Annotated in this window: 10 protein-coding genes; 4 read left to right on the forward strand and 6 right to left on the reverse strand. The window is 62.8% G+C overall.

The genetic code is table 11. The features are described 5' to 3' along the window. Window positions 1-47: 47 nt before the first annotated feature. From CAF79_RS21025 to CAF79_RS21045, 5 genes are read right to left on the reverse strand one after another with little or no spacing between them, the layout of a single operon-like run. A complete protein-coding gene (locus CAF79_RS21025; RefSeq protein ID WP_085700107.1) occupies window positions 48-845 on the reverse strand; it encodes an enoyl-CoA hydratase/isomerase family protein in 798 nt (265 codons plus the stop codon). Further along, window positions 842-1999 (reverse strand): citronellyl-CoA dehydrogenase, encoded by a 1158-nt coding sequence (gene atuD / locus CAF79_RS21030; RefSeq protein WP_085700109.1) that lies wholly within the window; start codon window positions 1997-1999, stop codon window positions 842-844. The genes CAF79_RS21025 and atuD overlap by 4 nt, the downstream gene beginning before the upstream one ends. A gap of 29 nt (window positions 2000-2028) precedes the next feature. Then, window positions 2029-3645: a geranyl-CoA carboxylase subunit beta gene (gene atuC / locus CAF79_RS21035; protein WP_085700111.1), complete on the reverse strand. Its 1617-nt coding sequence runs from the start codon at window positions 3643-3645 to the stop codon at window positions 2029-2031. Window positions 3646-3648: 3 nt separating this feature from the next. Then, window positions 3649-4518 carry an SDR family oxidoreductase gene (locus CAF79_RS21040; protein ID WP_085700113.1) on the reverse strand — a complete coding sequence of 290 codons (870 nt, stop codon included), beginning with the start codon at window positions 4516-4518 and terminating at the stop codon, window positions 3649-3651. A gap of 12 nt (window positions 4519-4530) precedes the next feature. Then, entirely contained in the window at window positions 4531-6321 is a 1791-nt protein-coding gene (locus CAF79_RS21045) for an acyclic terpene utilization AtuA family protein (protein ID WP_085700115.1), read from the reverse strand. A 194-nt stretch (window positions 6322-6515) separates the two neighbouring features. Here CAF79_RS21045 and CAF79_RS21050 point away from each other — a divergent pair, with 194 nt between their 5' ends. The 3 genes from CAF79_RS21050 to CAF79_RS21060 all read left to right on the forward strand — a co-directional run bounded on the left by CAF79_RS21050 (window position 6516) and on the right by CAF79_RS21060 (window position 9129). Continuing rightward, a complete protein-coding gene (locus tag CAF79_RS21050) occupies window positions 6516-7139 on the forward strand; it encodes a TetR/AcrR family transcriptional regulator (protein WP_007955773.1) in 624 nt (207 codons plus the stop codon). A 91-nt stretch (window positions 7140-7230) separates the two neighbouring features. Then, window positions 7231-8028 carry an ABC transporter substrate-binding protein gene (locus CAF79_RS21055; RefSeq protein ID WP_085700116.1) on the forward strand — a complete coding sequence of 266 codons (798 nt, stop codon included), beginning with the start codon at window positions 7231-7233 and terminating at the stop codon, window positions 8026-8028. A gap of 87 nt (window positions 8029-8115) precedes the next feature. Continuing rightward, on the forward strand, window positions 8116-9129 hold the full coding sequence (locus tag CAF79_RS21060; protein ID WP_085700117.1) for a GNAT family N-acetyltransferase: 1014 nt from the start codon (window positions 8116-8118) through the stop codon (window positions 9127-9129). Between the two features lie 71 nt (window positions 9130-9200). Here CAF79_RS21060 and CAF79_RS21065 read toward each other — a convergent pair whose 3' ends face one another. Continuing rightward, on the reverse strand, window positions 9201-9755 hold the full coding sequence (locus CAF79_RS21065) for an RNA polymerase factor sigma-70 (protein WP_085700118.1): 555 nt from the start codon (window positions 9753-9755) through the stop codon (window positions 9201-9203). A 381-nt stretch (window positions 9756-10136) separates the two neighbouring features. Between CAF79_RS21065 and CAF79_RS21070 the strand changes: the two genes are divergently transcribed. Continuing rightward, window positions 10137-23135 carry a non-ribosomal peptide synthetase gene (locus tag CAF79_RS21070; RefSeq protein WP_085700119.1) on the forward strand — a complete coding sequence of 4333 codons (12999 nt, stop codon included), beginning with the start codon at window positions 10137-10139 and terminating at the stop codon, window positions 23133-23135. Window positions 23136-23258: the final 123 nt, after the last annotated feature.

A 23258-nucleotide genomic window follows, 5' to 3' on the forward strand; every position in this document is an offset into this window, starting at 1 on the left:
GGCGGTGTATGGAAGGGCCTCATCGCGGGGTTTGCCCGCGATGTTTTTTAAGGAGCCCACCTCGGTTTGCGCTTTTGCACAAACGCCATCGTGCCTTCGATCCCTTCGGCACCGGTCACCGCTTCGCTGAACCACTGCGCCGCTTCATCCAGCAGTTCACTTGGCGGCTGGCCGGCACTGGCCAGCACCAGTTTTTTCGTCACGGCATTCGCTTCGGGAGCGCAGCAGAGGACATGGTCGAGCACTTCATCCAGCCGCTCGGCGAGCGCCTGTGGATCCTGCTCGACAAAATGTACCAGCCCCAGGCGTCGTGCCTGGTGGCCGTCGAAGCGTGCGGCGGTCAGGGCCAGGCGGCGGGTTTCGGTCAGACCGATGCGCTGCACCACAAACGGCGCGATCTGCGCCGGCAGCAGACCAAGACTGGTTTCCGGCAAACCGAACTGCGCCTGATGATCGGCGATGGCGATATCGCTGACACAGGCCAGCCCGAAGCCGCCCCCGAGCACAGCGCCCTGCAACACGGTGATCAGCACTTGCGGCGCGTGCTGTGCTTCTTCCAGCAATGACCCGAAGGCTCGGTTCAACTCGCGATAGGCATCGCTGCCCTGGGCGCGGGCGTTGGCCATGTCCTTGATGTCGCCACCGGCGCAGAAATGCCCGCCGGCACCGCTGAGCACCAAGGCGCGCACGCTACGGTCATCGCGCACAGCGGCCAGAATTGCGCGTAGCTCGGCGACCATTTGCAGGCTCATGGCGTTGCGGCATTCCGGGCGATTGAGGGTGATGTGCAATACGCCGTTGTGCCGTTCCAGCAGCAGCGTCTGGCAATCGGGCAGGGCGCTCATTTCTTTTTCCCCGGCAGGATGCCCATCAGTTTGCAGATGATGCCCAGCATGATTTCGTCGGCGCCGCCGCCAATCGACACCAGTCGCACGTCGCGATAGGCACGGGCCACCGGGTTGTCCCACATGAAGCCCATGCCGCCCCAGTATTGCAGGCAACTGTCACTGACTTCGCGGCCGAGACGCCCGGCCTTGAGCTTGGCCATCGACGCCAGTCGGGTGACGTCCTGACCTTTCACGTATTGCTCGGTGGCCTGATAGACCAGCGCCCGCAGGCATTCGATTTCGGTCTGCAATTCGGCGAGGCGGAAGTGGATCACCTGGTTGTCGATCAGCGCGTTGCCGAAGGTCTTGCGTTCCTTGCAGTACTCGATGGTGCTGTCGACGCAATATTCCAGGCCTTTGATCATGTTGGCCGCGCCGAACAGACGTTCCTCCTGGAACTGCAGCATCTGCATCATGAACCCGGCGCCTTCGTGGCCGATGCGGTTGCGCTGGGGCACGCGCACGTTGTCAAAAAACACCTGGGCGGTTTCCGAGCTGCGCATGCCGAGCTTGTCGAGGTGTGAACTGAGGCTGATGCCCGGCGTGTTCATCGGCACCATGATCAGCGATTTGTTGACGTGCGGCTTGTCGTCCGAGGTGTTGGCCAGCAGGCAGATGAAGTCGGCGCTGGGCGAGTTGGTGATCCACATCTTGCTGCCGTTGATCACATAGTCGTCGCCGTCCTTGCGCGCGGTGGTCTTGAGCCCGGCGACATCGGAGCCGGCACCGACTTCCGAGACGCCGATGCAGCCGACCTGCTCGCCGGTGATCGCCGGGCGCAGAAACTCTTCGCGCAATTCATCGGAACCGAAGCGGGCGAGGGCGGGAGTGCACATGTCGGTCTGCACGCCAATCGACATTGGAATGCCGCCACAGTGGATGGTGCCGAACTCTTCGGCGGCGACGATCGAATAGCTGTAATCCAGGCCCATGCCGCCGAATTTTTCCGGTTTGGAAATCCCCAGCAGACCGAGGTCGCCGGCCTTGCGGAAAATCTCGTGGATCGGAAAGCGCCCGGCCTTTTCCCATTCATCGACGTGCGGGTTGATCTCGTGCTCGACGAATTGGCGGACGGTGCGGCGCAGGGCTTCGTGTTCCGGGGTGAAGATCATTTTTATTGTTCTCCTTTAATCCGTGGCGATCAGAACCGGCTGACGCCGAAGCTGTTGGGTTGCAACGTGCGGATGTCGGCTTCGTGGCAGATGTCCAGCAGATAGCCGAGCAGGGTGCGGGTGTCACGCGGATCGATCAGCCCGTCGTCCCACAGGTTGGCGCTGCCGTAGAGGGCGGTGGACTGGCTGTCGAGTTTCTGCGCGGTGACCTGCTCCAGCATGTCGAGCATTTTCGGGTCGGGCACCAGGCCGTCCTTCAACTGCTTGGCTTCGGTGACGATGCGCAGCACCTTGCCGGCCTGAGCGCCGCCCATCACGGCGGTGCGGCTGTTGGGCCAGGCGAAGATGAAGCGCGGATCGAGCCCGCGTCCGCACATCGCGTAGTTGCCCGCGCCGTAGGAGCCGCCGACCACGATCGTCAGTTTCGGCACCCGCGCATTGGCCACGGCCTGGATCAATTTCGAGCCATGCTTGATCACGCCGTGCTGTTCCGATTCGGTGCCGACCATGAACCCGGTGGTGTTGTGGAAAAACAGCAGCGGCGTCTGGCTCTGGTCGCACAGTTGAATGAACTGCGCCGCCTTGCTCGCGCCGTTGGGCGTGATCGGGCCGTTGTTGCCGATGAAACCGCAGGCGCGGCCGTGAATTTTCAGGTGGCCGCAAACGGTCTGCTGATCGAACTCGCCCTTGAACTCCAGGAAGCGCGACTCATCGGCGATCCGCGCAATGATTTCGCGCACGTCGTAAGGTTTTTTCGGGTCGTCCGGGATCAGCCCGAGCAGTTCGTCGATGGGATACAGCGGCTCCTTGAATTGCGGTTCGGGCAGCCACGGCATTTGCTCGTTCCAGTTCAGCAGGCTGACGATTTCCCGCACCTGACGCACGCCATCGGCATCGTTTTCGGCCAGGTATTCGGCGGTGCCGGCGACTTGTGCGTGCATCTCGGCGCCACCCAGTTCTTCGTCGGTGGCGACTTCACCGGTCGCTGCTTTAAGCAACGGCGGGCCGGCAAGAAACAGCTTGGCCTTGCCGCGCACCACCACCACGTAATCCGACAACCCCGGCTGATAGGCGCCGCCAGCGGTGGCCGAACCGTGTACTACGGTGATCTGCGGCAAACCCATGGCCGACATCCGCGCCTGATTGGCAAAGCTGCGTGCGCCTTCGACGAAAATTTCCGCCGCGTAATTGAGGTTGGCGCCGCCGCTTTCGGCGAGGGTGATGACCGGCAGTTTGTTTTCCTGGGCGATCTGTTGCAGGCGCAGGGATTTCTTCAGGCCCGACGGGGAAATCGTCCCGCCCTTGATCGCGCTGTTGTTCGCCACGATCAAGGCGCGCACGCCGGACACGTAACCAATGCCGGCGATCAAGCCGCCACCGGCCGAGCTGCCGTCCTTGTCGTCGTGCAGTTTGTAGCCGGCCAGGCTCGCCAGTTCGAGGAATGGCGCGCCGGGGTCGAGCAACAGATTCAGGCGTTCGCGGGGCAGCAATTGTCCGCGTTTGTCGAATTTCGGTTTGGCTTCGGCGGCCTTGTTCAGCAGGTTCTGTTCGAGTTGCCGGACTTGCTCGATGGCGGCGAGCATCGCTGCGCGGTTGCGGGCAAAGGCTTCGCTGTGCGGGTCGAGCCGGGACTGGATCTGCGGCATGGCTTACTCCTTGTCCTTCAAAACGTCGGGCATGCAGGCCCGGTGAAAACCATTGAAGGGTTCGCTGTGGGACGCCTTGTGCAACGGCCAGGCGCGACTGCCCAGGCTGGCCGCGCCATCGATGCGCAAGGTGCTGCCGCTGATGAACGCGGCTGCCGGGCTGAGCAGAAACACGATCGCTGCGCTGACCTCCGATTCGGTGCCGATGCGCTTGAGCGGCACGTGTTCGCGCAAGGTCGGGATCACGGCTTTGAACGCGCCTTCGTAAGTGTCCATGCCGCTGGAAGCGATCCAGCCCGGCGCCACCGCATTCACCCGAACACCGGCATAACCCCATTCGAACGCCGCCGTCTTGGTGAAGTTGTCCATGCCCGAACGCGCAGCGCCCGAGTGGCCCATGCCGGGCATGCCGCCCCACATGTCGGCGAGCATGTTGACGATGCTGCCGCCGTGTTTGCTCATCGACTGGTTGAACACTTCCCGGGCCATCAGGAAACCGCCAACCAAGTTGGTCCGCAGCACGGTTTCGAAACCCTTCTGATTGATCGAGGCCAGTGGCGACGGGTACTGGCCGCCGGCATTGTTGACCAGTCCGTGGATCGGGCCGTGCTCGCGGATCAGCTCGCTGACCAGCGCCTTCACCGCCTCTTCGTCACGGATATCGCAGACCTGCCAGTGGGCGCGCCCGCCATCCTCGGCAATTTCAGCGGCGACGGTTTGCAGCTTTTCCGGCTTGCGTCCGACCAGCACCACGTTGGCCCCGAGCGCTGCCAGTTCGTGGGCGGTACAACGCCCGATGCCACTGCCGCCCCCGGTGACGATGACGGTCTGGCCGCTGAACAGATCGGCCCTGAAAATCGATTCATACGCCATGGTGCCAATCCTCTAGTCGAACTGTTCGGCGATGCTCTGCGGCACCGGGATCTGGATTTCCAGTAGTTGTTGGGCGAAGGCCTTGCCTTGCGGGTCGATGCGCAAACTCGCCACGCCGCCGCCACCAAGGGCATTTTCCAGCAGGAAGTTGAGGCTGTGGGTGCCGGGCAGATACCAGCGTTCGACCCGACCGTGAATCGGGTCGAGGACATGGCTCATCCAGTCGACGACCACCGCCGGGGTCAGTGCTTCGGCGATCCACGGCAGGTATTCGGGACGACGTGGCATGACGCCAATGTTGCTGTGATTGCCCTTGTCGCCGGAGCGCGCGACCGCCAGTTTGACCAACGGCACGCTCGCATCGGCGCGGCCCTGGGGTTTGGGCGTTTCGTGGGGCAGTGGCAGATCCTGGCTGTCGAGGGTGGCGGGGGCGGGCAGGGCGAACGGGTGAGATTCGCCGGCGATGTCGATCTGCAATGTGCAGGCGCTTTTGTCGATCAGGAAGGAGAACAGCCGGATCAGCGGATACACCGTCGGCCGTCCGCCGACGATGCCGGTCAGCCCCGGCGCCATGCCGGTCGCGGCCTGGGCGATTTCTCGGGAGAACAGGATCAGCGCTTGTTTGTTCGGGTGGCGCACGGCGAGTCTGATCACCACTTCGCGACTGTCCCGGCGCTGACCGTGAGGGCCGTAGGTGGCTTCGCTGCCAAGCAGTTCGACGTGGGTTTCGGTGTATGGCCCGAGGCCTTTGTGGTCGAGCATTTCCGAGGTTTTGTCGAGGATCGCCTGGCTGACGCGTCGGGCTTTTTCCACCGCGTCAATCCCGGCTATCAAGCAACTGGCGGTACACCGGAAACCGTCCGGATACGTTGCACTGACCTTGTATTGGTCGCTGGGCGGCAGGCCTTTGGCACCGTGTACCCGCACGGCGTTTTTGCCCTGTTGCTGGAGTTTGACCTGGCTGAAATCGCAGACCACGTCGGGCAACAGATAGGCCTGCGGATTGCCGATTTCGTAGAGCATCTGTTCGCCTACGGTCAGGGGGGTGACCAGCCCGCCGGAGCCCTCGGGTTTGCTGACGATGAACTGGCCGTCGGCGCTGACTTCGACGATCGGGAAACCGATGTGCTCGTAATCCGGCACATCGCGCCAATCGGTGAAATTGCCGCCGGTGCATTGCGCGCCACATTCGATGATGTGCCCGGCCAGGGCGGCTTGCGCGAGTTTGTCGTAGTCGTGCCATGACCAGCCAAATTCATGCACCAGCGCAGCGCTGACCACTGCGCTGTCGACCACCCGGCCGGTGATCACGATGTCGGCCCCCAGACGCAGCGCTTCGACGATGCCCGGCGCGCCGAGGTAGGCGTTGGTCGACACGCACATCGGCGGCAGCGGGGCGCCGCTGAACATTTCCGTAATGCCTTGGGAGGCGAGTTGTTTGAAGTGCGGTTGCAGGTCATCGCCCGACAGCACGGCGATTTTCAGCGCCACGCCGGCCTTGTCGCAGGCCACTTGCAGCGCGGCGGCGCAGGCCTTTGGATTGACCCCGCCGGCATTGCTGATGACGCGGATTTTCTGCTCGGCCAGTTGCGGCAACAGAGGCGCGAGGACTTCGATGAAATCGCCGGCAAATCCCGCCTGCGGGTCCTTCATGCGCGCGCCAGCCATGATCGACATGGTTATTTCGGCCAGATAGTCGAAGACCAGATAATCCAGCTGTCCTCCGGCCACAAGCTGTGCGGCGGCGGTCGAGGTGTCTCCCCAGAATGCGCTGGCGCATCCGATGCGAACCGTGGTGGGCATTTTGATCTCCGACTCAGGAACCTGTGACAGAAGTGCATCGAGGCTACCAAGCAAGCGCTTGGTTTGTAAACAGGCGAAATTATCTTCTGCCCAAGCGCTTGCTTGGTCACCGCCGGCGGCTTAAATTGCCCGCGCAACCCCGCCGTTTCTGCGGGGTACGACGCATTTGACTGATCGACTGTAGGAGAGAACGGGTGGACGAGCAAAAAGCCCTGAGGGTCATGCGTGAACTGGTCGATGCCGGCCAGCTGACCGATCCGGACAGCGCTCGCGGCAAACTGCTGCAAGTGGCGGCCCACCTGTTCCGCAACAAAGGCTATGAGCGGACCACGGTGCGCGATCTGGCCGGTGCCGTGGGGATTCAGTCCGGCAGCATCTTTCATCACTTCAAGAGCAAGGATGAAATCCTGCGGGCGGTGATGGAAGAAACCATCCGCTACAACACTGCGCTGATGCGCGCAGCCCTGGCTGACGCCGCCGATGTGCGCGAGCGGGTGCTGGCGCTGATCCGCTGCGAATTGCAGTCGATCATGGGCGGCAGCGGCGAAGCGATGGCGGTGCTGGTGTATGAATGGCGCTCGTTGTCCGAAGACGGTCAGGCCAAAGTGCTGGCGCTGCGCGACATTTACGAAGACCTCTGGCTGCAAGTGCTGGGCGAGGCCAAAGAGGCAGGTTTCATCCGTGGCGACGTGTTCATTACCCGACGTTTTCTCACGGGCGCATTGTCCTGGACCACCACCTGGTTCCGCGCCGGCGGCAGCCTGAGCCTGGATCAACTGGCTGAAGAAGCGCTGATTCTGGTACTCGAAGAGCGCTAGGCGCTTTCTATCGGGCCGGGAAACTGGCTAACTGGGCGAAACCGCCTAGCTTGAATGCAATGATCGGTACTTTTTCGGGGAGTGGGGTGTTTTGAAGTCTTCGCCAATTCGGACGGCCGCCGGGCTGATGCTCGCAGCGCTGGCTGCATTATGGGTATTGCCTGCTCCGGCGGCGCAAGTGGTTCGGGTGGGCGCGGCGCATTTTCCGCCCTACACCATTCGCCCGGAAAACGGCGCCGACACCGGCCTGCTGCCGGAACTGGTCGCGGCGTTGAACGGCGCCCAGAGCGACTATCGTTTCGAGCTGGTGCCCACCTCGATTCCTCGCCGGTTCGGCGATTTCAAGGATGGTCGCACCGACATGGCGATCTTCGAAAACCCGGAGTGGGGCTGGAAAGACATTCCCCACGCCACCGTCGACATGGGCCTGGAGGACGCGGAGATTTTCGTCGCGCAGAACAAGCCCGGACGCCAGCAGAATTACTTCGCCGATCTCAAGGGAAAACGGCTGGCGCTGTACAGCGGCTATCACTATGAGTTCGCCAACTTCAACGCCGATCCCAAATATCTCGCGGAGGCCTACAGCGCCACGCTGACCTATTCCCACGACAGCAACCTGCTGATGGTCTTGCGCGGGCGCGCAGACATTGCCCTGGTCACTCGCTCGTATTTGTTCGATTACCTGCTGCGCAACGAAAAAGTGCGCGACGAGTTGCTGGTGTCCCAGCGTATCGACCAGATCTACCACCACTACGCGATTCTCAGTCCGAAGGCGCCGATCACCGGCGAAGCGTTCGGCAAGCTGCTGCAGGGCCTGCGCGACAACGGGCAGATGCTGAAGATCTTCGATCCGTACAAGATTGCGGTGGTGCCGGTACCGCATCAATGACCGACGGTTTTTCGCGCTAGGCCTAAATTTCCCGCCCCGGCTCACGTCCCATCGTTGAACTGTCGACGATTACCGTGAGCCCGACCCATGTCCAATCTGAATGACCTGACTGCCCTGGCCCTGCCTTCGGGCAGCCAACTGGTAGCCGATGCCACCGAAAGCCGTCTGAGCCTGAGCCTGGACGGGCAACCGCTGATTCGCCTGCGCCTTGATCGCGAAGGCCAGGGGCCGATCCAGATCGATGAACGCTACGCGCTGCCGCCAGGCCAGGCGTTGTGGGCGGCCTGTTATTGGCTGTTTGCTCGTGATCCGGCGTGTCAGCAATTGATCTGGCAACTGGATCAGGCGCCAACCGAAGCCTTGCGCAGCGGTTTGCTGGTGGGCACTGAAGTGGCGGGTGAATATCGCTGCGAGCGCACGTTGTTCTGGCAACTGCCGCAACCGTGGCTGGGCAATTCGCTGACGGGCAGTTATCCGCAGCAGATGGTCATCAGTAACGGCAAGCGTCATCCGCTGCGACCGGTGAAGCCGCGTGGTGAGGTTTACCGGCGTTTCGATGCGCGTCTCGGTGCCTGGATTTCACTGCGAACGGTGGAAATCGAGCAGGATCTTGCGCGTTTCAATCGCTGGCAGAACAGTCCGCGAGTCGCCAGTTTCTGGCAGGAAGAGGGCAGCCTCGAACAGCATCGCGAGTACCTGAGCAAGCTTGACGCCGATCCGCACACCCTGACCCTGATCGGTTGTTTCGATGATCAGCCGTTTGCCTATTTCGAAGCTTACTGGGCCAAGGAGGACCGCATCGCGCCGTTCTACGATGCCGACAATTACGATCGCGGCATCCACATGCTGGTCGGGGAAGAAGACCATCGCGGCCCGCACAAGGTGGCGAGCTGGCTGTCGGCGCTGGTGCACTACCTGTTCCTGGATGATCCGCGCACTCAGCGAGTGGTGGCCGAACCTCGTGCCGACAACGCGAAGATGATCGGCCATATGCACAATCAGTGCTTCCATTGCGACAAGGAGTTCGACTTCCCGCACAAGCGCGCGGCGCTGATGATCCTTGGTCGCGAGCGGTTTTTCGACCGCTGCACGCTGGTGTGACATTTCCCTGAAAACAAAAAAGATCGCTGCCTTTCGACAAAGGCTGCGATCTTTTTTTTGGCCGATTTTTATCAGCGACGGTTTGCGGACATGGCATCGGCGCGGCTGCCGGATACCTTGCGGCAGTGCACCAGCGCATCACGAATCATGAAGTTGACCAGCGTCGGCGACACACCGAGTTCCTTGGCGATGTCCTTCTGCGGCACGCCGTGCAGACGGTACATCTCGAATGCATAGCGGGTGCGGACCGGCAACTCGGTCAGTGCGTCGGCGATGTGTTCCAGGGTCGAGAAGTTGATGTGCGAGGTTTCCGGCGAAGCGCCCTGAATGACCACGTTCAACCCTTCCTCCTCGGGGCCGGCGTACTTCTGCTCCAGCGCCTGTTTACGGTAGTGATCGATCGCCAGATTGCGCACGATCTGGAACAGATAACTCAGTTGGGCCTTGATCGACGACGTGATCGGCGGCGCCGATTGCAGTCGGAAGAACGCATCCTGCACCACATCTTCGGCGCGTGACCGGCAGCCGGTAATGCGGGCTGCAATCTTGACCAGAATCAGTCGATTGTCGACGAATGCCTGAAGTAGCGGTGAATCGCACCTGCTTGTGGATACTTGTTCCGTCATGGAAATCACCTTGCTGCCAATAGGTTAGTGGGACGCCTGGGGGACGGGGCCGTCCTACACATCGAGCGACAAATTATGTTGAATGATAATGATTGTCAATTGAGAAAGAGAACTAATGATCCATAACGGTGCGATCCGTGAACTGCGACACGCCGCCGCACACCGCCCAAGCGCCCAGCGCCGTTGGTGATCCAGCCTGCCGACTAATTATTTCAAGACGTCATCCGTTCTCATTGGTGAATGGATCCGGGCACCCAGCCCCGGACCTACCGCATTCCAATGCCTTGCACGGTCGGCGAAGACCGTGTCCCGCATGCCTTGCACGGGCATGCCGCAGCCAACCCGATTCCATCAGCAAGCCGAATTCAGGCAGGAAACCTCATGACCGACGCGTTCGAACTCCCCAGCACTCTGGTCCAAGCCCTCCAGCGCCGCGCGGCCCTGACGCCGGATCGGCTGGCCTTGCGCTTTCTCGCCGAAACCGAGGAACAGGCTGTGGTGCTCAGTTATCGCGAACTCGATCAGCGCGCGCGCACCATCGCGGCAGCGTTGCAGGCCGAGGCCGGATTCGGTGATCGCGCGGTATTGCTGTTTCCGAGTGGCCCGGATTACGTCGCGGCGTTCTTCGGTTGCCTCTACGCGGGCGTGATCGCGGTGCCGGCCTATCCGCCGGAGTCGGCCAGGCGTCACCATCAGGAGCGCCTGCTGTCGATCATCGCCGACGCCGAACCGCGCCTGCTGCTGACCAGCGCCGACCTGGGCGACGCCCTGCAGCAAATAGAAGGCGCGCCGCCGCTGTTGTGCGTCGATACCCTGGACGCTTCGCTCGCCGAGCGCTGGGCCGAACCGACCTTGCCGCAAGACCACATCGCCTTCCTGCAATACACCTCCGGCTCCACCGCGCTGCCCAAGGGCGTGCAGGTCAGCCACGGCAACCTGGTGGCCAACGAACGGCTGATCCGCCACGGCTTCGGCATCGATGTGAACCCCGACGACGTGATCGTTAGCTGGCTGCCGCTGTACCACGACATGGGTTTGATCGGCGGCCTGCTGCAACCGATCTTCAGCGGCGTGCCGTGCATCCTGATGTCGCCGGCTTACTTCCTCGGCCGGCCGTTGCGCTGGCTTGAAGCGATCAGCCAATACGGCGGCACCATCAGCGGCGGCCCGGACTTTGCGTATCGTCTGTGCAGCGAGCGCGTCAGTGAATCGGCGCTGGAACGTCTCGACCTGAGCCGCTGGCGCGTGGCCTATTCCGGTTCCGAGCCGATCCGCCTCGACACCCTCGAGCGCTTCGCCGAGAAATTCACTGCATGCGGTTTCAGCGAAAGCAGCTTCATGGCGTCCTACGGTCTGGCCGAAGCGACCCTGTTCGTCGCCGGCACACCGCGCGGCACCGGCATTCCGGCGCTACGTGTGGACGATCAAGCCCTGGCACAGAACCGTGCCGAAGCGGGCGAGGGCAGTCCGATCATGAGTTGCGGCATCAGCCAACCCGAGCATGCGGTGCTGATCGTCGAGCCAAACACCCTCGAAGCGCTCGCCGACAACGCCGTCGGTGAAGTCTGGGCAGCCGGCCCGAGCATCGCCCACGGCTACTGGCGCAATCCCGAAGCGACTGCCAAAACCTTCGTGCAGCACGCCGGCCAGACCTGGCTGCGCACTGGTGACCTGGGTTTCATCCGCGACGGTGAACTGTTCATCACCGGTCGCCTGAAAGACATGCTGATCGTGCGCGGTCACAACCTCTATCCGCAGGACATCGAGAAGACGGTCGAGAACGAAGTGGAGGTGGTGCGCAAGGGCCGCGTCGCTGCGTTCGCGGTCAATCAGAATGGCGAAGAAGGCATCGGCATCGCGGCGGAAATCAGCCGCAGCGTGCAGAAAATCCTCCCGCCCGAAGCGCTGATCAAAGCTATTCGCCAGGCCGTGGCCGAGGCTTTTCAGGAAGCACCGAGCGTGGTGGTGTTGCTCAACCCGGGTGCGCTGCCGAAAACTTCCAGCGGCAAGCTGCAACGTTCGGCCTGTCGTAATCGTCTGGCTGATGGCAGCCTCGACAGCTACGCGGTGTTCCCGTCGGCCACCGCTGAAGCCTGCGATTCGACCGCGTCCACCTCCGAACTGGAAGCATTGATCGGCAGAATCTGGGCCGAGCAATTGAACGTCAAACAGGTCAACGCCGACGATCACTTCTTCCTGCTCGGCGGCAACTCGATCGCAGCCGCCCAAGTGATCGCCAAGGTTCGCGAAGAGCTGAGCCTGGAGCTGAATCTGCGTCTGCTGTTCGAAGCCCCGACCCTGTCCGCGTTCGCCGCCGCTGTCGCACAACAGCAACGGGACGGCGGCAGCGCCCAGGGCGAAATCACCGCGCTTTCGCGCCACGAAGCCTTGCCGCAATCGCTGGCGCAAAACCGTCTGTGGATCACCTGGCAGCTCGATCCGCACAGCAGCGCTTACAACATTCCCGGTGCCCTGCGCCTGCGCGGCGAACTGGACGAGGACGCCCTGCGCGTCAGTTTCCAGCAACTGATCGAACGTCATGAATCTCTGCGTACGCGTTTCTTCGAGCGCGACGGCGTGGCGTTGCAACAGGTCGAAGCGGCAGGTGAGTTCAACCTGCAACTGATCGACATCAGCGATCTGCCGGCTGGCGAACGTGAAGCCCGCGCACAACAGATCCGCGAAGACGAGGCCCGCACCCGGTTCGATCTGGAGAAAGGCCCGCTGCTGTGGGTGACGCTGGTTCGCCTCGATGACGAAGATCACCAGTTGCTGGTGACAATGCACCACATCATCGCCGATGGCTGGTCGCTGAACGTTTTGATCGACGAGTTCTCGCGCCTGTACGCCGCCGCTTCTCAAGGCCAGCGCGCCGAACTCGCGCCGCTGCCCACCCAATACGCCGACTACGGCAGCTGGCAGCGCCAATGGCTGGCCCAAGGTGAGGGCGAGCGGCAACTGGCGTACTGGAAAGCGCAGTTGGGCGACGAGCATCCGACCCTGGAACTGGCGACCGACCATCCGCGTTCTGCCAGGCAAAAACACAGTGCCGCGCGCCACAGCGTTCGCCTGGGGATCAGCCTCAGCGAAGCGATCCGCCAGACTGCCCAAGCCTGTCAATCCACGCCATTCATGCTGCTGCTCTCAGCGTTCCAGAGCCTGTTGCATCGCTACAGCGGCCAGCGCGATATCCGCATCGGTGTGCCGAACGCCAACCGTCCGCGTCTGGAAACCCAGGGCCTGATCGGCTTCTTCATCAACACCCAGGTGCTGCGCGCCGATGTCGATTCGCGTCTGCCATTCAACGAGTTGCTGGCGCAAACCCGTCAGGCTGCACTCGGTGCCCAGGCGAATCAGGACCTGCCGTTCGAACAACTGCTCGAAGCCTTCCCGCAGGCCCGCGAACAAGGTCTGTTCCAGGTCATGTTCAACCATCAGCAACGCGACCTGAATGCGCTCAAACGACTGCCGGGCCTGCTCGCCGAAGAACTGCCGTGGCACAGCCGCGAGGCCAAGTTCGATCTGCAACTGCACAGCGAAGAAGACCGAAACGGTCGCCTGACGCTGTCCTTCGACTACGCCGAGGAGCTGTTCGACGCGGCGACCATCGAGCGTCTGGCCGAGCATTTCAGCAACCTGTTGCGGGCTGTCTGCGAACGTCCGGAGCAGACCATCGGTGACCTGCCGCTGCTGACCGCCACCGAGCACACTCAGCAAAACGCGTGGAGCATCGCCCCGTGCACCCCGGCGCAACAATGGCTGCCGGAACTGCTGAATGAACAAGCCCGGCAGACTCCGGATCGAACCGCGCTGGTATGGGACGGTGGCAGTCTCGATTTTGCCGAACTGCACGCCCGGGCCAACCGTCTGGCCCATTACCTGCGTGACAAAGGCGTCGGCCCGGATGTCTGTGTGGCCATCGCCGCCGAGCGTTCGCCGCAACTGCTGATCGGCCTGCTGGCGATCATCAAGGCCGGCGGCGCCTACGTGCCGCTGGATCCGGATTACCCCGCCGAACGCCTGGCCTACATGCTCAGCGACAGCGGTGTCGACCTGCTGCTGACCCAGACGGCACTGCTCGACAGCTTGCCGGCCAGCGAAGGCGTCAGCGTGATCGCCATGGACACCCTGCACCTGGAGAACTGGCCGAGCCATGCACCGGGCCTGCACCTGCACGGCGACAACCTCGCCTACGTGATTTACACCTCCGGTTCCACCGGCCAGCCGAAAGGCGTCGGCAACACTCACGCGGCGCTGGCCGAGCGTCTGCAATGGATGCAGAACACCTATTGCCTGAACGACACCGACGTGCTGATGCAAAAGGCACCGATCAGTTTCGACGTGTCGGTATGGGAGTGCTTCTGGCCGCTGATCACGGGCGCGCGCCTGCTGATTGCCGGCCCCGGTGAACACCGTGATCCGCATCGCATCGCGCAGCTGGTTCAGCAATACGGCGTGACCACGCTGCACTTTGTGCCGCCGCTGCTTTCGCTGTTCATCGACGAACCATTGAGCGCCGGATGCACCAGCCTGCGCCGTGTGTTCTCCGGCGGTGAAGCGCTGTCGGCGGAGCTGCGCAACCGCGTGCTGGCGCAACTGCCGGCGGTGCAGCTGCACAACCGTTATGGCCCGACCGAAACCGCGATCAATGTCACCCACTGGCATTGCTCCGTGGCGGATGGCGAACGTTCGCCGATTGGCCGTCCGCTGGGCAACGTGGTCTGCCGCGTGCTCGATAGCGATCTCAACCCAGTACCGGCCGGTGTGCCGGGTGAACTGTGCATCAGCGGCATCGGCCTGGCCCGTGGTTACCTCGGTCGCCCGGCGCTGACCGCCGAACGTTTTTTGGTCGATCCGCTGGGCGAGCAGGGCGCGCGTCTGTACCGCACCGGTGACCGTGCGCGCTGGACCGGCGACGGTGTGATCGAATACCTCGGCCGTCTCGATCAGCAGGTCAAACTGCGCGGCTTCCGCGTCGAGCCGCAAGAGATCGAAGCGCGACTGCTGGCTCAGGACGGCGTCGCTCAGGCCGCCGTGCTGGTGCGTGAAACCGTCGCCGGCCTGCAACTGATCGGCTACTTCACTGCCACCGATACCGGCGAAGATCAGGACGCACAAATGGCTCGCCTGAAAACCGCACTGGCTGCCGAGCTGCCGGAATACATGGTCCCGGCACAACTGATGCGCCTGGACGCTATGCCCCTGAGCCCGAGCGGCAAACTCGACCGCCGCGCCTTGCCCGAGCCGCAATGGCAGGTGCGCGAACACGTCGAACCGGTCACCGAGCTGGAGCAGCAGATCGCCGCGATCTGGCGTGAAGTGCTGGGCCTGAAACAGGTCGGCCTGCGCGACGACTTCTTCGCCCTCGGCGGTCACTCGCTGCTGGCCACGCAAATCATCTCTCGCACCCGTCAGGCCTGCGACGTCGAGCTGCCGCTGCGCGCTTTGTTCGAGCACAGCGAGCTGGGTGATTTCGCCGAACAAATTCGCCAGATCCAGGCCAGCGGCCGCACCAACAAGCAGCCGCCCATCGACAAGGTTGATCGCAGCAAACCGGTGCCGCTGTCCTATTCCCAACAGCGCATGTGGTTCCTCTGGCAGATGGAGCCGGACAGCCCGGCGTACAACGTCGGCGGCATGGCGCGCCTGCGTGGCGTGCTGGATGTGGGGCGTTTCGAGGCGGCACTGCAAGCGCTGATCCTGCGCCACGAAACCCTGCGCACCACGTTCCCGAGCGTCGACGGCGTGGCCCGTCAGCAGGTGCATGCCGAGACCGGCGTGCGCATGGACTGGAAGGATTTCTCGAAACTCGCCGCTGATGTGCGCGAGCAGAAAGTCCAGCAACTGGCCGACGATGAAGCGCATCTGCCGTTCGATCTGGAAACCGGTCCGCTGCTGCGCGCCTGCCTGGTCAAGACCGCCGAGCAGGAGCATTACTTCGTCCTGACCCTGCACCACATCGTCACCGAAGGCTGGGCGATGGACATCTTCGCCCGTGAACTCAGCGCGCTGTACGAAGCGTTCGTTGACGACCGCGATTCGCCGCTGGAGCCGCTGCCGGTGCAGTACCTCGACTACAGCGTGTGGCAGCGCAATTGGCTGGAATCCGGCGAGCGTCAGCGTCAGCTCGATTACTGGACCGCGCAACTGGGCCGCGAACATCCGCTGCTGGAATTGCCGGGCGACCGTCCGCGTCCGCCGGTGCAAAGCCACCAGGGCGAGCTGTTCCGTTTCGACCTGAGCGACGATCTTGCCGCGCGGGTCCGGGCGTTCAACGCGCAGAACGGTCTGACCCTGTTCATGACCATGACCGCTGCGCTCACAACCCTGCTTTACCGCTACAGCGGCCAGACCGATCTGCGCATCGGCGCGCCGGTGGCCAACCGTATCCGTCCGGAAAGCGAAGGGCTGATCGGTGCGTTCCTCAACACTCAAGTGCTGCGATGCCAGCTCGACGGCCAGATGTCGGTCGGCGAGTTGTTCGAGCAGGTGCGTCACACCGTGATCGAAGGGCAGTCCCATCAGGATCTGCCGTTCGATCATCTGGTTGAAGCCCTGCAACCACCGCGCAGCGCCGCGTACAACCCGTTGTTCCAGGTGATGTGCAATGTACAGCGCTGGGAATTCCAGCAAAGCCGCATGCTCGCCGGGATGACCGTCGAGTACCTGGCCAACGATGCGCGGGCGACCAAATTCGACCTCAACCTGGAAGTCACCGACCTCGATCATCGCCTCGGTTGCTGCCTGACTTACAGCACCGACTTGTTCGACGAGCCGACGATTGCGCGCATGGCCAGGCACTGGTGCAACCTGCTGGAAGCGCTGATCGCCGATCCGCAGCAACGCCTCAGCGAACTGCCGCTGCTCGATGCGCCCGAGCAACAGCAATTGCTCGACAGCCTCGGCGTCGAGCCGGGCGAGCGCCGTCTCGACCAGTGCATTCATCACCTGTTCGCCGAACAGGCGTTGGTGCGCAAAGACGCACCGGCCCTGACTTTTGCCGGGCAGACCCTGAGCTACGCTGAACTCGACGCTCGCGCCAATCGCCTGGCCTGGGTCCTGCGTGAGCGCGGTGTCGGCCCGCAAGTGCGAGTAGGCCTGGCGCTGGAGCGTTCGCTGGAAATGGTCGTCGGTCTGCTGGCGATCCTCAAGGCCGGTGGCGCCTATGTGCCGCTGGATCCGGAATACCCGCTCGACCGTTTGCATTACATGATCGAAGACAGCGGCGTCGGCCTGCTGCTCAGCGACCGCGCAATGTTCAAGGCCCTCGGCGAACTGCCGTCGAACGTGGCGCGCTGGTGCCTGGAGGACGACAGCGCGGCGCTTGCCGATTACCCGGCTACCGAGTTGCCATTTGTCAGCCTGCCGCAGCATCAGGCGTACCTGATTTACACCTCGGGTTCCACCGGCAAGCCGAAAGGCGTGGTGGTGTCTCACGGTGAAATCGCCATGCATTGCCAGGCCGTGATCGAGCGCTTCGGCATGCGTCCAGACGATTGCGAGCTGCACTTTTATTCGATCAACTTCGACGCCGCTACAGAGCGTCTGCTGGTGCCGCTGCTCAGTGGTGCCCAAGTGGTTCTGCGAGCGCAGGGTCAGTGGGACGCGGAAGAGGTCTGCGGCCTGATCCGCGAACATCGGATCAATATTCTCGGTTTCACCCCGAGCTACGGCAGCCAGTTGGCGCAGTTCCTCGCTACGCAAAACGACATCCTGCCGGTGCGCATGATCATCACCGGCGGTGAAGCGCTGACCGGCGAACATCTGCAACGGATTCGTGCAGCGTTCAAACCGAGCCTGTTCTTCAACGCCTATGGCCCGACCGAAACCGTGGTCATGCCGCTGGCCAGTCTTGCGCCTGAAAGGCTGGAAGAGGGCGTCGCCAGTGTGCCGATCGGCAGCGTGATCGGTGATCGCGTGGCTTACATTCTCGACGCCGATCTGGCGCTGGTGCCGCAAGGTGCGACCGGTGAATTGTTCGTCGGTGGCGCCGGTCTGGCGCTGGGCTATCACGATCGCGCCGGCATCACCGCCGAGCGTTTTGTCGCTGACCCGTATGCCGCCGATGGCGGGCGTATGTACCGCACCGGCGACCTGGTGCGCCAGCGCGCCGATGGCTTGGTGGAATATCTGGGGCGGATCGACCATCAGGTGAAAATCCGTGGTTTCCGGATCGAACTGGGCGAGATCGAAACCCGCCTGCTCGATCACGATTCGATCCGCGAAGCGGTGGTGCTGGCGCTGGAGGCTCCGAGCGGCAAGCAGCTGGTCGGCTATCTCGTGACCGAGGCCGCTTCGCGAAGCGAAGCCGAGCAAGCCGAACTGCGCGAAGCACTGAAGTCGCACCTGAAGACGCAATTGCCGGACTACATGGTGCCGACGCATCTGATTTTGCTGGCGAGCATGCCGCTGACCGCCAACGGCAAGCTCGACCGCCGCGCGTTGCCGGCGCCGGATCCGGAGCTCAATCGTCAGGATTACGTGGCGCCGAGCAGCGAGCTGGAGCAGACCCTGGCGCAGATCTGGTGTGAAGTGCTCAACGTCGAGCAGGTCGGTCTGAACGACAACTTCTTCGAACTGGGCGGCGACTCGATCCTGTCGATTCAAGTGGTCAGCCGGGCGCGTCAGCAAGGCATTCATTTCAGCCCGCGTGATCTGTTCCAGCACCAGACCGTGCAGACCCTGGCGGCTGTTGCCAGCCGCAGTGAAACCGTGACCGCCGAGCAAGGTCTGGTGACTGGCGAATCGCGTCTGACGCCGATCCAGCACTGGTTCTTCGATACCGAAATTCCCGAGCGTCAGCACTGGAACCAGGCGTTGCTGCTGGAGCCGACGGTGGCGCTGGAACCGCACCGTCTGGAGCAAGCATTGCTGGCGGTGATCGAGCAGCATGACGCCTTGCGCCTGCGCTTCATCGAGGCCAACGGCACATGGCAAGCGACCCATCAACCGGTGACCGATGCAGCGGTGCTTTGGCAAGTTCGCGTGCCGTCGATGGACAAATGCACCGCACTGTTCGCCGATGCCCAGCGCAGTCTCGATCTCGCGCAAGGCCCGCTGCTGCGCGCCGTGCTGATCGATGGGCCGGACGGCCAGCAACGGCTGTTCATCGCAATCCATCACCTGGTGGTCGATGGTGTGTCGTGGCGCGTTCTGCTCGACGATCTGCAAACCGTGTATCGCCAGCTCGACGCCGATCAGTCGGTGAAACTGCCGGCGAAAACCAGCGCCTTCAAGGACTGGGCGGCGCGTTTGCAGGCTTATGCCGGCAGTGAATCCCTGCGTGAAGAACTGAGCTGGTGGCAAACGCAACTGGCCGGTCCGAATGCCGACTTGCCGTGCGAACGCCCAGAGGGCGGTCGCGAGAATCGTCATGCGCAAACCGTCAGCGTGAGTCTGGATGCCGAGCGCACCAAACAACTGTTGCAACAGGCACCGAGCGCCTATCGCACGCAGGTCAACGACCTGTTGCTGACCGCGCTGGCCCGCGTGCTGTGCCGCTGGAGCGGTCAGCCGTCGGCGCTGATTCAACTGGAAGGCCACGGCCGCGAAACCCTGTTCGACGAGATCGACCTGACCCGCACCGTCGGCTGGTTCACCAGCGCCTATCCGTTGCGCCTGACCCCGCACAACATCGAAGAAGCCGCCGGGCAGGGCGCTTCGATCAAGGCGATCAAGGAACAATTGCGCGCCGTTCCGCACAAGGGGCTGGGCTATGGCGTGCTGCGCTATCTGGCCGATGACGCCAGTCGTCAGAGCATGGCGGCGTTGCCGAACGCGCCGATCACCTTCAACTACCTCGGCCAGTTCGACCAGAGTTTCGGCAGCGATGCGCTGTTCCGTCCGCTGAATGAATCGGTCGGCGCGGCCCACGATCCGCAGGCACCGCTGCCGAACGAGTTGAGCGTCGACAGTCAGGTGTACGGCGGTGAGCTGCTGCTGCGCTGGACCTTCAGCGCCGAACGCTACGACGCGCAGACCATCAATGAGCTGGCCGATGCCTACGTCGGCGAGTTGCAGAGCCTGATCGAACATTGCCTGCAAGACGAGGCTGATGGCCTGACGCCGTCGGACTTCCCGCTGGCGAAACTGACTCAGGCGCAACTTGACGCACTGCCGGTGCCGGCGGCGCACATCGAAGACGTGTACCCGCTGACGCCGATGCAGGAAGGCATGCTGCTGCACACCTTGCTCGAACCGGGCACCGGGCTGTACTACATGCAGGATCGCTATCGCATCAACAGCGAACTCGACCCCGAGCGTTTCGCCCAGGCGTGGCAAGCCGTGGTCGCCCGCCATGAAGCGCTGCGTGCTTCGTTCTGCTGGAACGTCGGCGAAGACATGCTGCAAGTGATTCATACGCCGGGTCGTACGCCGATCGAATACCTGGACTGGAGCACCATTGCGGACGCCGAGCAGGAGCCGAAACTGCAAGCGCTGCTCAAGGCTGAACGCGAGACCGGTTTCGATCTGCTCAATCAGGCACCGTTTCACCTGCGCCTGATCAAGGTCGGCGCGGCGCGTTACTGGTTCATGATGAGCAACCACCACATCCTGATCGATGCCTGGTGCCGGTCGCTGCTGATGAACGATTTCTTCGAGATCTATACCGCCCTCGGTGAAGGTCGCGAAGCGCAACTGGCGAAGCCACCGCGCTACCGCGATTACATCGGCTGGCTGCAACGCCAGAGCCTGGCCGAAGCACGTCAGTGGTGGCAGCAGAACCTGCGAGGCTTCGAGCGCACCACGCCGATCCCGAGCGATCGTCCGTTCCTGCGTGAACACGCCGGTGAAAGCGGTGGCATGATCGTTGGCGACCGCTACACCCGACTGAACGTCGAGGACGGCGCCCGTCTGCGTGAGCTGGCCCAGGCCCATCAACTGACCGTCAACACCTTCGCCCAGGCGGCGTGGGCACTGGTGCTGCGCCGCATGAGCGGTGATCGCGACGTGCTGTTCGGCGTGACCGTGGCCGGGCGTCCGGTGGAGATGCCGGAGATGCAACGCACTGTCGGCCTGTTCATCAACAGCATCGCGCTGCGGGTGCAGATCCCGGCGGACGACCAGCGCGCCAGCGTGCGTCAGTGGCTGAGCGACCTGCTCGACAGCAACATGCAACTGCGCGAGTACGAATACCTGCCGCTGGTGAACATCCAGGAACAAAGCGAACTGCCGAAAGGCCAGCCGCTGTTCGACAGCCTGTTCGTGTTCGAAAACGCCCCGGTGGAAGTCTCGGTGCTGGACCGCGCGCAGAGCCTCAATGCGACCTCGGACTCGGGCCGTACCCACACCAACTTCCCGCTGACGGCGGTCTGCTATCCGGGCGACGACCTCGGTCTGCATCTGTCCTACGACCAGCGTTACTTCGACGAGTCGACCATCGAGCGCATGCTCGGTGAGTTCAAGCGTCTGTTGCTGGCGCTGGTCGACGGCTTCCATGGCGACATGGCCGACCTGCCGCTGCTGGGCCATGAGGAACAGGATTTCCTGCTCCACGGTTGCAACCAGAGTGAGCACGACTATCCGCTGCAGCAGAGCTACGTCGAACTGTTTGAAGCGCAGGTCGCGCAACATCCGCAACGCATTGCCGCCAGTTGCCTCGATCAGCAGTTGAGCTACGGGCAACTGAACGTCAACGCCAACCGTCTCGGTCATGCACTGGTCGCGGCCGGGGTGCAGATGGATCAACCGGTGGCGCTGCTGGGCGAACGTAATCCGGATCTGCTGGGCATGATCATCGGCAGCTTCAAGGCCGGTGCCGGTTACCTGCCGCTGGATCCGGGCCTGCCGAGCCAGCGTCTGCAACGGATCATCGAACTCAGTCGCACGCCGGTGCTGGTGTGCAGCGAAGCTTGCCGTGAACAGGCGACGACCTTGCTCGACGAATTCAGCTGTGCCAACCGACCACGTTTGCTGGTGTGGGAAGAGGTTCAGGCGGGCGCAGTGTCGTCGACGAATCCGGGCATCTTCAGCGGCCCGGACAACCTGGCCTACGTGATCTACACCTCGGGCTCCACCGGGTTGCCCAAAGGCGTGATGGTCGAGCAGCGCGGCATGCTCAACAACCAGTTGAGCAAGGTGCCGTACCTGAACCTGAGCGACGCCGATGTGATCGCCCAGACCGCTTCGCAAGGCTTTGACATTTCGGTCTGGCAGTTCCTCGCCGCACCGTTGTTCGGGGCGCGGGTGGACATCGTGCCGAACACCATCGCCCACGATCCGCAAGGTTTGCTGGTGCATGTGCAGCAGCAGGGCATCACCGTGCTCGAAAGCGTGCCATCGCTGATTCAGGGCATGCTCGCTTCGGATCGTCTGAGCCTCGACGGCCTGCGCTGGATGCTGCCGACCGGTGAAGCAATGCCACCGGAGCTGGCTCATCAGTGGTTGCTGCGTTACCCGGAGATCGGTCTGGTCAACGCGTATGGCCCGGCGGAATGCTCGGACGACGTGGCGTTCTTCCGCGTCGACCTGGCCTCGACTCGCGGCAGTTACCTGCCGATCGGTACCCCGACCGACAACAACTTGCTGTACCTGCTCGATGGCGCGCTGGATCTGGTGCCGCTGGGTGCGGTGGGTGAGTTGTGTGTGGCGGGCACCGGTGTCGGTCGTGGTTATGTCAGCGATCCACTGCGCACCGCGCCGGTGTTTGTGCCGAATCCGTTCGGTGCACCGGGCGAGCGTCTGTATCGCACCGGTGACCTGGCGCGCCGTCGCAGTGACGGTGTGCTGGAATACGTCGGTCGGGTCGACCATCAGGTGAAGATTCGCGGTTACCGGATCGAGCTGGGTGAAATCGAGGCGCGTCTGCATGAGCAACCGGAAGTTCGCGATGGCGCGGTCGGTGTGCAGGAAGGCGTCAACGGCAAGCATCTGGTCGGCTATCTGGTCGCCGCAGATTCCGCACTGAATCAGAGCGAACGCCTGGAGCGGATCAAGCAGCGCCTGCGCGCCGAACTGCCGGAATACATGGTGCCGCTGCATTGGCTGTGGCTCGACCGGTTGCCGCTCAACGCCAACGGCAAACTCGACCGAAAGGCCTTGCCGGCGCTGGAAATCGGCCAGTTGCAGAGCCGGGATTACCTGGCGCCGCGCAGCGAACTGGAACAGACCCTGGTCGACATCTGGGCCGAGGTGCTCAAAGTCGAGAAGGTCGGGGTACGCGACAACTTCTTCGAGCTCGGCGGCCATTCTTTGCTCGCCACGCAGATCGCCTCGCGGGTGCAGAAAGCCTTGCAACGGGACGTACCGCTACGGGCGATGTTCGAGTGCAGCACGGTGGAGGAACTGGCCGGTTACATCGAAGGACTGGCGGCCAGCGACATTACCGAGGAGAAGGTTGATCGCCTGAATGACCTGATGGCGGAGCTGGAGGGCCTGTAAACAACAGCCCGCGACAACGGCGACAGAAAACATGGTTTTCTCTGTAGCCGTTGTCGCAGGTAAGGCTTTGTAATCCTTTCATATCATTGACTGTCGAGGCCGGCCCGCTCAGTCTTCGGGCTT

The sequence above is a fragment of the Pseudomonas sp. B26(2017) genome (assembly GCF_002113045.1).
Taxonomy (GTDB): Bacteria; Pseudomonadota; Gammaproteobacteria; order Pseudomonadales; family Pseudomonadaceae; genus Aquipseudomonas.

What these genes read in the sequence shown, in the direction of transcription:
- CAF79_RS21025 (WP_085700107.1), bottom strand. Translation starts at nt 845, where the DNA reads ATGAGCGCCCTGCCCGATTGCCAGACGCTGCTGCTGGAACGGCACAAC.
- CAF79_RS21060 (WP_085700117.1), top strand. Translation starts at nt 8,116, where the DNA reads ATGTCCAATCTGAATGACCTGACTGCCCTGGCCCTGCCTTCGGGCAGC.
- CAF79_RS21040 (WP_085700113.1), bottom strand. Translation starts at nt 4,518, where the DNA reads ATGGCGTATGAATCGATTTTCAGGGCCGATCTGTTCAGCGGCCAGACC.
- CAF79_RS21070 (WP_085700119.1), top strand. Translation starts at nt 10,137, where the DNA reads ATGACCGACGCGTTCGAACTCCCCAGCACTCTGGTCCAAGCCCTCCAG.
- CAF79_RS21045 (WP_085700115.1), bottom strand. Translation starts at nt 6,321, where the DNA reads ATGCCCACCACGGTTCGCATCGGATGCGCCAGCGCATTCTGGGGAGAC.
- atuD (WP_085700109.1), bottom strand. Translation starts at nt 1,999, where the DNA reads ATGATCTTCACCCCGGAACACGAAGCCCTGCGCCGCACCGTCCGCCAA.
- CAF79_RS21065 (WP_085700118.1), bottom strand. Translation starts at nt 9,755, where the DNA reads ATGACGGAACAAGTATCCACAAGCAGGTGCGATTCACCGCTACTTCAG.
- atuC (WP_085700111.1), bottom strand. Translation starts at nt 3,645, where the DNA reads ATGCCGCAGATCCAGTCCCGGCTCGACCCGCACAGCGAAGCCTTTGCC.